9 protein-coding genes and 1 other RNA gene are annotated in these 10,314 nt (G+C 64.2%); 6 read left to right on the top strand and 4 right to left on the bottom strand.

Going from position 1 to position 10,314, the window contains the following annotated elements; translation table 11 throughout:
• Positions 1-270 precede the first annotated feature (270 nt).
• Both ACYP33_RS08460 and ACYP33_RS08455 read left to right on the top strand, forming a co-directional pair.
• Entirely contained in the window at positions 271-1,056 is a 786-nt protein-coding gene (locus tag ACYP33_RS08460; RefSeq protein WP_459620941.1) for an arylamine N-acetyltransferase family protein, read from the top strand.
• A gap of 104 nt (positions 1,057-1,160) precedes the next feature.
• Positions 1,161-1,778 (top strand): hypothetical protein, encoded by a 618-nt coding sequence (locus ACYP33_RS08455; protein ID WP_459620939.1) that lies wholly within the window; start codon positions 1,161-1,163, stop codon positions 1,776-1,778.
• Between the two features lie 101 nt (positions 1,779-1,879).
• Here the strand turns inward: ACYP33_RS08455 and ssrA are convergent.
• From ssrA to ompA, 4 genes are all read right to left on the bottom strand, one after another.
• Positions 1,880-2,249: a transfer-messenger RNA gene (gene ssrA, locus ACYP33_RS08450) on the bottom strand.
• Positions 2,250-2,261: 12 nt separating this feature from the next.
• Positions 2,262-2,975 (bottom strand): phosphoglycolate phosphatase, encoded by a 714-nt coding sequence (gph, locus tag ACYP33_RS08445; protein ID WP_459620938.1) that lies wholly within the window; start codon positions 2,973-2,975, stop codon positions 2,262-2,264.
• A gap of 27 nt (positions 2,976-3,002) precedes the next feature.
• Positions 3,003-3,701 (bottom strand): bifunctional 2-polyprenyl-6-hydroxyphenol methylase/3-demethylubiquinol 3-O-methyltransferase UbiG, encoded by a 699-nt coding sequence (ubiG, locus tag ACYP33_RS08440; RefSeq protein ID WP_459620936.1) that lies wholly within the window; start codon positions 3,699-3,701, stop codon positions 3,003-3,005.
• A 160-nt stretch (positions 3,702-3,861) separates the two neighbouring features.
• Positions 3,862-4,518 (bottom strand): outer membrane protein OmpA, encoded by a 657-nt coding sequence (gene ompA / locus ACYP33_RS08435; RefSeq protein ID WP_414450149.1) that lies wholly within the window; start codon positions 4,516-4,518, stop codon positions 3,862-3,864.
• A gap of 592 nt (positions 4,519-5,110) precedes the next feature.
• Here ompA and gyrA point away from each other — a divergent pair.
• From gyrA to pheA, 4 genes are all read left to right on the top strand, one after another.
• Positions 5,111-7,726 (top strand): DNA gyrase subunit A, encoded by a 2,616-nt coding sequence (gene gyrA, locus ACYP33_RS08430; protein ID WP_414444212.1) that lies wholly within the window; start codon positions 5,111-5,113, stop codon positions 7,724-7,726.
• Positions 7,727-7,815: 89 nt separating this feature from the next.
• On the top strand, positions 7,816-8,415 hold the full coding sequence (locus ACYP33_RS08425) for a DUF2059 domain-containing protein (protein ID WP_414451989.1): 600 nt from the start codon (positions 7,816-7,818) through the stop codon (positions 8,413-8,415).
• A gap of 158 nt (positions 8,416-8,573) precedes the next feature.
• Positions 8,574-9,656, top strand: coding sequence for a 3-phosphoserine/phosphohydroxythreonine transaminase (serC, locus tag ACYP33_RS08420; protein WP_459620933.1), 1,083 nt, complete (start codon positions 8,574-8,576; stop codon positions 9,654-9,656).
• A 34-nt stretch (positions 9,657-9,690) separates the two neighbouring features.
• The coding region (gene pheA / locus ACYP33_RS08415; protein WP_459620932.1) for a chorismate mutase at positions 9,691-10,314 on the top strand (624 nt) is incomplete at its 3' end.

Raw genomic sequence — 10,314 nt, 5'->3', positions numbered from 1 at the left:
CCGCCGGCAGGCGGCTGCCGTCGGCGAGGCCGGCCTGCGCGATGCCGTCGCGCAGTTGCCGGCCGAGTTGCTGATATAGCGGGAGCGGGGCGGAAGCGTCGGGCATCGTCGAGGTGTCGGGCGTGGCGTGGCGGTCGTGCGAATCTGTTATGTAACAGATCGCGCGCTGTTGTGTATAGGCGCACGAGGGGGCGGGTGACACCATCGGTGCTCGTTCCCGGTGCCATGGTGCCGGGCATCACCGACAGCGCGACTCGCGAGGACCCCATCATGAAAGCCGACAACTTCTCTTTGCCACGCTACGTCGACCGGATCGGCTACCACGGCCCGTTGGCGGCCGACAGCGCGACGCTGGCCGCGCTGATGCGCCATCAATTGTTCGCCGTGCCGTTCGAGAACCTCGACGTGCAGGCGCGGCGCCATGTGTCGCTGGTGCCGGAGGCAATCGTCGAGAAGATCGTCGAACGGCGGCGCGGCGGCTATTGCTACGAGGTGAACGGGCTGTTTGCGATGGCGCTCGACGCGCTCGGCATTCCTTATCGCTTCGTCGCCGCGCGGCCGATGTTCTACCCGGTGCGCCGGCCGAAGACGCACATGGCGGTCGTCGCGACCGTCGACGGCGCCGACTGGCTGTGCGATCTCGGTTTCGGCAGCTACGGGATTCGCGCGCCGATGCGGCTCGATCGCCTCGGCATCGAGATCGCGCAGGACGCCGATACGTTCCGGCTCGACGATGCCGGCGCGGACGGCTACCTGCTGCGCGCGCTCGTGAACGGCGAGTGGGCCAGCCAGTACGCGTTCGATCTGTCGCCACAGGAGTGGGTCGATTTCGCACCGGCCAACCATCTGAATTCGACGCATCCGGATGCGGTGTTCGTGCAGCGGCTGGTGGTCGTGCGCTTCGACGCGCGCGGGCGCACGATCCTGTTCGGCGATTCGCTGAAGACCATCGCGGATGGCGTCGTCACGCAGCGCACGCTCGGGCGCGACGAAACGGCGGCCGTGTTGCGGCAGACGTTCGGCCTGGAGGCGGAGCCGGAGGCCGTGGCGGGCTGACGTCACGCGGTGGACGGGGAGGGACGCGGCCGACGGATCGACAGACGCCCGCCAATCCCGGACAATACGCGGCCCTTCTCACGCACCCGCCCGACACAGGCCAGATGACTTTCGACAAGTGGATCCTCGCGGTAACGCTCGGCTGCGCCGCGCATGCCGCCTCGGCGGCCGGTTACGGCTTCTCGCTGACCTCGCGGCAAGACTGCCCGGGCCTCGACCGTTTCACGTCGGACCATCGCGTCGGCGACGTCATGACCGAGCTGCGTGCGCTGCCGCACGACGTCGAGGATGCCAACCCGGCCAACCAGAGCGCCTGCACGCCGCACTACGGCGCTTATCTGCAGAGTTCGAAATCGGGGCCGAGCTGCCGAATCTTCGGCGACGACGCGCTCGGCGTGGCGCTGTTCGGCATGGAGGATTCGCAGACGAAAAGCCTGATGGGCAACGGCGCGCTGCTGTATTTCCTGGCCGATGCGGCCGGCGCCCCGGAGCGCGTGGCCAAGCGCCTGCGCGCCGAAGGCTTCACCCGCTTGCCGGACGCCGATTACCCGAGCCTGATCGGCCGCAAGCTCACGGCGAGCGAGCAGCTCGACATCTATCGCAAGGGCGACCTGCTGGTCACGCTCAATCGCGACCTCAAGCAGCATCGCCTCTCGGCGATGATCTCGGATCGCTCGATGCTCCAGGTCGTGAATCGCGACGAGGCAAGCTGCGCCAAGTGAGGCGCGCATCGCGCTGGCGATGCGCAATAAAAAACCCGCGAAGCCTGACGCTGCGCGGGTTTTTTGTTGCTGCGGGCTGCGGGTACAGCCGGGATGTTGGGTGGTGGAGACGGCGGGAATCGAACCCGCGTCCAGAAGCGGTCCACGACCAGTTCTACATGTTTAGTTCTATCTTTTGATTTAACCGCCACGTCGCGGACGAACACGCTACGAGACGGCGATCCACTAAATTTTCGACCCTACCGTCGTGGCGCCGGCAGGACTTAACTGACGTAAATGACCTCTGTCGGTATTGCTACCGGTCTTGCGACACTAGCCCGTCAGTGAACTAGGCAGAGGACGGCGGCCGTTAGGCTGCCAGTGCGAACGTATCGTCGTTTGCAGTTACGATTTTCCCATTGATTAACGAGGTGACGGGTCCTCGACATGCCCTAGCCGCTTCGCAACCCCTGTCGAAACCAGGTCGCCCCCACGGACCTGACATTATAGCGCAACATTGCGCAGAAGCTCGCGCAGCGCGTCGGTCGTGGCGGCCAGATGCTGCGCCTGCCAGTCGGCCGGCGCCACGCCGTCGCCGCAATAGCCGAACGCGGCGGCGATGGTGGCCATGCCGGCCGCCGTGCCCGCCTGGATGTCACGCAGGTCGTCGCCCACATACACGATCCGCTCCGGCGCGATGTTCATCAGCCCGGCCGCATGCAGCAGCGGGGCCGGGTGCGGTTTCGCGTGCGCGGTGGTATCGCCGCAGACCACGCACGCCGCGCGCGGCGTGAGCCCCAGCAGCGCCACCAGCGGCTCGGTCAGGCGCGTGGCCTTGTTGGTCACGATGCCCCAGCGCACGCCGCGCGCATCGAGTTCGTCGAGCAACGCGGCGATGCCGGGGAACAGCACGGTCTTCAGGCAGATCGCGGCCGCGTAATTGGCCAGGAACTCGATGCGCATCGCCTCGTAATCGGGCGCGTCCGGCTTGATGCCGAAGCCGCCGCCCAGCAGCCCGCGCGCGCCGGCCGAGGCCAGCGGGCGCAGCAAGTCGAGCGGCGTTTCGGGCAGGCCGCGCTCGCGCTGCATCTTGTGGACGGCACCGGCCAGATCGGGCGCGGTATCGGCGAGCGTGCCGTCGAGATCGAACAGCACCGCATCGCAGGCGGCGAGATTCGGCAAGGCAGGCGTGGCGGACGGGGAGGGAGACGTGCTCATGCGGTCGGACGAAATCGGAATGGGCGCTTACGCGTGACGGCGGCAGGCGACGATATAGTTCACGTCGGCATCGTTCGACAGCGAGAAGCGCTTGCCGAGCGGGTGATAGGTGATGCCACGGATTTCCGCGATATGCAGGTCGGTGGCGCGGATGAAGCCGGCCAGCTCGGACGGCTTGATGAAGCGCGCGTAATCGTGCGTGCCCTTGGGCAGCAGTTGGGCGATGTATTCGGCGCCGATCACGGCCAGCAGGTAGGCCTTCACGTTGCGGTTCAGCGTGGAGAAGAACACCCAGCCGCCCGGCTTCACGAGCGCCGAGCAGGCGGCCACCACGCCGGCCGGCGACGGCACGTGCTCGAGCATTTCCATGCAGGTCACCACGTCGTAGCTGCCCGGTTCGCGTTCGGCGATGGCTTCGGCGGCAATCGCTTCGTAGTCCACCGTCACGCCGCTTTCGAGGCTGTGCAGATCGGCCACGCCGAGCGCTTCGATCGACAGGTCGATGCCTTTGACCTGCGCGCCGAGGCCGGCCATCGATTCGGACAGGATTCCGCCGCCGCAACCGATGTCGAGCACGCGCTTGCCGGCCAGGTGTGCATGCGAGTCGATCCAGCCCAGCCGCACCGGGTTGAGGTCGTGCAGCGGCTTGAACTCGGCGTTCGGATCCCACCACTTGTGGGCGAGATCGCTGAATTTCTGTAGTTCGTGCGGGTCGGCGTTGGTCATGTCGTCAAGCGGATAACGCGTAGAGGGAGCGAGCCCCGAGTATATAAGCGGTGCGCCATGGCTGCCAGCAAGTGGCCGGCGGCGGGGCGCCACAATGAAAAAGCCCCGCCGAGGCGGGGCTTCAAGGCTGCGGTAACCCGAGAGGTTACTGCCGACCCATTTACTGCTGCACTTGCTGCGTACCGACCACTTCGACTTCCACGCGGCGGTCCGGAGCCAGGCACGAGATGAGCTGCTTGCGGTTGCGTTGGTTGCAACCCGTCGTGACCGGATTGCGCTTGCCCTTGCCTTCCGTGTAGACCTTGCTCGACTCGACGCCCTTGCTGACCAGGTACGACTTGACAGCTTGCGCGCGACGCAGCGACAGACGGTCGTTGTACTTGTCCGAACCGATACGGTCCGTGTAGCCCGTTGCGACCACGACTTCGATGTTCATGCCCTGGATCTTGGCAGCCAGCTCGTCGAGCTTTTGCTTGCCCAGCGGCTTCAGCGTTGCCTTGTCGAAGTCGAACAGCGCATCGGCTTGATACGTGATCTTCTGGCTCGTGATGGCCGGTGCTACAACCGGCGGGACCGGCGTCGGCGCTGCGGCTTGCGTCACCAGTGCGCCATCGCACTTTGCGTTTGCCGTTGCCGGCGTCCAGAACGCATCGCGCCAGCAAAGCTCGTTCGTGCCGTTCATCCACACGTACTCGCCCGTGCCATTCACCCAGTTGTCATTCACGGCTTGTCGCGATGCCGGCACCGATTGGGCCGATGCGGATGCAGCCACTACTGCGGTAGCTGCAATGAACGCGAGCTTTGAAAATTTATTCATATTTCTCCTCTCGAAATTGAGATTACCGCAGGTTTACTGCGAGCTTGATGACGTTGACAAGTCATACATTGCTCGGAGTATAGCATTGGTGCGGCACAAAAAACGGGGCCCCGCTCCCTTGGGGCGGCGTCTGAATGTCAGTGCTTCGGCATTTTGCCATATCGTTCCCGTCCGGCGAAAAAAAACTCCCCATCGGATTGATGGCCTTCGGGGTTGTGGTTCCTGTGCAACATCTGCTGCAGGATGTTGCACTAATTGTCAAGAATAACCTGTTCGAGGTACACGCTTTCGACACAATCTTCGTTTTTCCTGCACATTCGGGGCCGCGCGCAAACGGACGATGATGATCGTGCGCGATGGCGCGGGTGTGTCGGCGGCGAACCGCAAAAACGGGGTGTGCCGACCGTCCGGCGGACCCGCTCGATCCGGCCCCGGCATGCTGCGAGGCTGCGGCGAATTTTCGCCATATACATATAGTGGGGGTGGCGAGTTTCGGTGCGGTTTTGCCGCATGATAGAATCGCACGTTGCGTCGTGACCACGGCGTTTACGCGAAAGGCGGTCCCGTCTTCGCTCCGAAACGATACGGATACATGGATCAATTCGCCAAAGAGACTCTGCCCATCTCCCTAGAGGAGGAAATGCGCCGTTCGTATCTCGATTACGCGATGAGCGTGATCGTCGGACGTGCCCTCCCGGATGTCCGCGACGGCCTGAAGCCCGTGCATCGGCGCGTGTTGTTCGCGATGCACGAACTGAACAACGACTGGAACCGGGCCTACAAGAAGTCGGCGCGTATCGTCGGCGACGTGATCGGTAAATACCATCCGCACGGCGACAGCGCGGTATACGAAACCATCGTCCGGATGGCGCAGGATTTCTCGCTGCGCTACATGCTGGTCGACGGCCAGGGCAATTTCGGTTCGGTCGATGGCGACAATGCCGCCGCGATGCGTTACACCGAAATCCGCATGGCGAAGATCGGTCACGAGTTGCTGATCGACATCGACAAGGAAACGGTCGATTTCGCGGCGAACTACGACGGCAGCGAAAGCGAGCCGACCATTCTGCCCGCGCGCATGCCGAACCTGCTGATCAACGGCTCGTCGGGCATCGCGGTCGGCATGGCGACCAACATTCCGCCGCACAACCTGTCCGAAGTCGTCGACGCCTGCCATTTCCTGCTGGCCAACCCGCAGGCCACGATCGACGAACTGATCGAAATCATCCCGGCCCCGGATTTCCCGACGCGCGGCATCATTTATGGTGTCGCCGGCGTGCGCGACGGCTATCGCACGGGCCGTGGCCGCGTCGTGATGCGCGCGGCCACGCACTTCGAGGAAATCGATCGCGGCCAGCGCATGGCGATCATCATCGACGAGCTGCCGTACCAGGTGAACAAGCGCTCGCTGCTCGAGCGCATCGCCGAGCTCGTCAACGAGAAGAAGCTCGAAGGCATTTCGGACATCCGCGACGAGTCCGACAAGAGCGGCATGCGCGCCGTGCTCGAACTGAAGCGCGGTGAAGTGCCCGAGGTCGTGCTGAACAACCTCTACAAGTCCACGCAGCTCCAGGACACCTTCGGCATGAACATGGTCGCGCTCGTCGACGGCCAGCCGAAGCTGCTGAACCTCAAGGAGATGCTGGTCTGCTTCCTCGCGCATCGCCGCGAGGTGCTGACGCGGCGCACCATCTACGAACTGCGCAAGGCGCGCGAGCGTGGCCACGTGCTTGAAGGCCTGGCCGTCGCGCTGGCCAACATCGACGATTTCATCGAGCTGATCAAGGCTGCGCCGACGCCGCCGATCGCCCGCCAGGAACTGATGGCGCGTTCGTGGGATTCGTCGCTGGTGCGCGAGATGCTGGCGCGCGCCGAAACCGACAACGCCGCGGCCGGCGGTCGCGAGGCCTACCGTCCGGAAGGGCTGAACCCGAGCTTCGGGATGCAGGCGGACGGCCAGTACCACCTGTCCGAAACGCAGGCTCAGGAAATTCTGCAGATGCGTCTGCAGCGCCTGACCGGCCTCGAACAGGACAAGATCATCGGCGAGTACCGCGAGGTGATGTCCCAGATCGCCGACCTGCTCGACATCCTGGCTCGCCCCGAGCGGATCACCGCGATCATCGTCGAAGAGCTGACGGCCGTGAAGGCGGAGTTCGGCGATGCACGCCGCTCGCGCATCGAACTGAATGCCACCGAGCTGAACACCGAGGATCTGATCACGCCGCAGGACATGGTCGTGACCATGTCGCACGCCGGCTACGTGAAGTCGCAGCCGCTGTCCGAATACCGTGCGCAGAAGCGCGGCGGTCGCGGCAAGCAGGCCACGCAGATGAAGGAAGACGACTGGATCGAGACGCTGTTCATCGCGAACACACACGATTACATCCTGTGCTTCTCGAATCGCGGCCGCGTGTACTGGGTCAAGGTCTACGAAGTGCCGCAAGGCTCGCGCAACGCGCGCGGCCGCCCGATCGTCAACATGTTCCCGCTGCAGGACGGCGAGAAGATCAACGTCGTGCTGCCGGTGCGCGAATTCTCGGCCGACAAGTTCGTGTTTATGGGCACCTCGCTCGGCACCGTCAAGAAGACGCCGCTCGAAGCGTTCAGCCGTCCGCTGAAGAAGGGCATCATCGCGGTCGGCCTCGACGAAGGCGATTTCCTGATCGGCGCGGCGATCACCGATGGCGAGCACGACGTCATGCTGTTCTCCGATTCGGGCAAGGCGGTGCGCTTCGACGAAAACGACGTGCGTCCGATGGGCCGCGAGGCGCGCGGCGTGCGCGGCATGCAGCTCGAGGATGGCCAGCAGGTCATCGCGATGCTGGTGGCCGGCGGCGAAGAGCAATCGGTGCTGACCGCCACGGAAAACGGTTTCGGCAAGCGCACGCCGATCACCGAATACACGCGTCATGGCCGCGGCACGAAGGGCATGATCGCGATCCAGACCTCCGAGCGCAACGGCAAGGTGGTCGCCGCGACGCTGGTCGAGCCGGAAAGCGAAATCATGCTGATCACCACCGCGGGCGTGCTGATTCGCACGCGCGTGTCGGAGATCCGCGAGATGGGGCGCGCCACGCAAGGTGTTACACTCATCAGTCTCGATGAGGGCACCAGGCTGTCGGGCTTGCAGCAGATCGCCGAGGCGGACGCGGACACTGAAATCGACGCGGAAGACGCACCGGATTCCGAAGGCGACGAGGCCTGATCCAGCGGCTGCCGGCCGTCGGGAGCGCGCTGCAAGGCAGCCGGTCCCGGCGGTGCAACTATCGTTCATATTTCCAAGAGGGAGTGATGATGCAAAAACAATTCAAGCAACTGGTCCTGCTGGCAGCCATCGTGCCGACGTTCGCCATGGCGCAATCGCTGTCGAGCCAGGCGCCGGCTGCTTCGGCTGCTCCGGCCCCGATCGACGCTGACAAGAAGGCGGCTATTTCCGACCTGCTGAGCGCCATCGATGCACCGAAGCTGGTCGGCGCGATCGCGAACAGCGCGGAAATGCAATCGAAGCAGCTCGTTCCGGCGATCCTGTCGGACGCGCTGTCGGAGAACAAGACGCTGACCGACGCACAAAAGCAGGCTGCTGTCCCGACGCTGCAAAAGAACGCAGTGCAAAAGCTGGTTGACGGCGCAGGCAAGGTGTTCGACACGCAAAACTTCAAGAGCGACGCGATACAAGCTCAGTACGACGCCTATGCGAAGTACTACAGCACCTCGGAAATCAAGGATCTGACGACGTTCTACAAGAGCCCGACGGGCCGCAAGTTCATCCAGGTCCAGGACCAGGTTGGCCGCGATGTCGTCAACGGTCTGATGCAAAAGTACATGCCGCAAGCGATCAAGGCGACCCGCGACCAGGCCGACAAGGAAGTCGCGTCGGTCAAGCCGGGCAAGTAAGCACGCGTTTCGCCCCCGCCGGCGCACCCGTGTCGGTTTGGCGGGGCGGCAATGTCGGTGCGATAATGGCCGTTTGCGCGCGAGCGCAAGCGGCCATTCCTTTTCCGGCGCGGTATCCGGCCTCATCCGGGCGCGCCGTGCTTCTCCCGAGGTTTACGATGCGCGTGTTTAATTTCTCCGCCGGCCCCGCGGCCATGCCCGAGGACGTGCTGCGTCAAGCGGCCGACGAGATGCTCGACTGGAACGGCAGCGGCATGAGCGTGATGGAAATGAGCCATCGCGGCCGTGAATTCACGTCGATCCACGAAGCGGCGCTGGCCGACGTGCGCGAGCTGCTCGCCATCCCGAGCAATTACCGCGTGTTGTTCCTGCAGGGCGGCGGGATCGCCGAAAACGCCATCGTGCCGATGAACCTGCTCGGCGCGCGGCAGACGGTCGATTTCGTCGTGACCGGCTCGTGGTCGCAGAAGTCGTTCAAGGAAGCGCAGAAATACGGCACGCCGCATCTGGCTGCAACCGGTCGCACCGAAGACGGCTTCACGCGTGTGCCGGCCTTCTCGGAATGGCAGATGTCGGCCGATCCGGCCTACGTGCATCTGTGCAGCAACGAAACGATCGACGGCGTCGAGACGTTCGACATTCCCGACACCGGCCGCGTGCCGCTCGTCGCCGATGTCTCCTCGCATATCCTGTCGCGCCCGATGGATGTCTCGAAGTACGGCGCGCTGTTCGGCGGCGCGCAAAAGAACATCGGCATGGCCGGCGTCACGCTCGTGATCGTGCGCGACGACCTGCTCGATCGCGCGTTGCCGGTGTGCCCGTCCGCGTTCGAATGGAAGACGGTCGCCGCCAACAATTCGATGTACAACACGCCGCCCACCTACGCGATCTACATCGCCGGCCTCGTGTTCAAGTGGCTGAAGGCGCAGGGCGGCCTCACCGCGATCGAGGCGCGCAACGTCGAGAAGGCGGCGCTGCTGTACGACACCATCGATTCGAGCAGTTTCTATCTGAACAAGGTCGAGAAGGGCGCGCGCTCGCGCATGAACGTGCCGTTCTTTCTCGCCGACGAAACGCGTAACGAAGATTTCCTTGCCGGCGCGAAAGCGCGCGGGCTGCTGCAGCTCAAGGGCCACAAGTCCGTTGGCGGCATGCGGGCGTCGATCTACAACGCGGTGCCGCTCGCGGGCGTCCAGGCGCTCGTCGAGTACATGAAGGATTTCGAGCGCTCGCAGGCCTGAGGCCGCCAGCGTTCATCAAGCAAGCCTAACGAGCATGGACGACGAACTCAATTCCCGCCTCAAACCGCTGCGCGAGCGCATCGATGCGATCGATACGCAACTGATCGCGCTGCTGAACCAGCGCGCTGCAGTTGCGCTCGAAGTCGGCGAAGTCAAGAAGGAATTCAACGCGCCGGTGTTTCGCCCCGAGCGCGAGCAGCAGGTGATCGCGCGTCTGCAGGACATGAGCGCGGGCCCGCTGGCCGGTGAGCACATCAATGCGATCTGGCGCGAGATCATGGCCGCCAGCCGCGCGCTCGAAAAAACCATCCACGTCTCGTTCCTCGGGCCGATCGGCACCTACAGCGAACAGGCGATGTTCGAGTATTTCGGCCAGTCGATCGAAGGGCTGCCGTGTCCGTCGATCGACGAGGTGTTCCGCGGTGTCGAAGCCGGCGCGTCGGAGTTCGGCATCGTGCCGGTCGAGAATTCGTCCGAAGGCGCGGTGTCGCGCACGCTCGACCTGCTGCTGCATACGCAACTGCTGATCGGCGGCGAGCTGTCGCTGCCGATTCATCACAATTTGATGTCGCGGGCCGGCACGCTCGACGGCGTGAAGCGCGTCTGCGCGCATCCGCAGGCGCTGGCGCAGTGTCAGCGCTGGCTGGCCGCGAACGCG

It is taken from the genome of Burkholderia sp. 3C (genome assembly GCF_054589155.1).
This window is presented reverse-complemented; position numbering and strand designations above follow the sequence as displayed.

Bases quoted from the DNA above. Each gene is read 5' to 3' on its own strand.
- ACYP33_RS08460 (WP_459620941.1), top strand. From the start codon at position 271: ATGAAAGCCGACAACTTCTCTTTGCCACGCTACGTCGACCGGATCGGC.
- ACYP33_RS08455 (WP_459620939.1), top strand. From the start codon at position 1,161: ATGACTTTCGACAAGTGGATCCTCGCGGTAACGCTCGGCTGCGCCGCG.
- gph (WP_459620938.1), bottom strand. From the start codon at position 2,975: ATGAGCACGTCTCCCTCCCCGTCCGCCACGCCTGCCTTGCCGAATCTC.
- ubiG (WP_459620936.1), bottom strand. From the start codon at position 3,701: ATGACCAACGCCGACCCGCACGAACTACAGAAATTCAGCGATCTCGCC.
- ompA (WP_414450149.1), bottom strand. From the start codon at position 4,518: ATGAATAAATTTTCAAAGCTCGCGTTCATTGCAGCTACCGCAGTAGTG.
- gyrA (WP_414444212.1), top strand. From the start codon at position 5,111: ATGGATCAATTCGCCAAAGAGACTCTGCCCATCTCCCTAGAGGAGGAA.
- ACYP33_RS08425 (WP_414451989.1), top strand. From the start codon at position 7,816: ATGCAAAAACAATTCAAGCAACTGGTCCTGCTGGCAGCCATCGTGCCG.
- serC (WP_459620933.1), top strand. From the start codon at position 8,574: ATGCGCGTGTTTAATTTCTCCGCCGGCCCCGCGGCCATGCCCGAGGAC.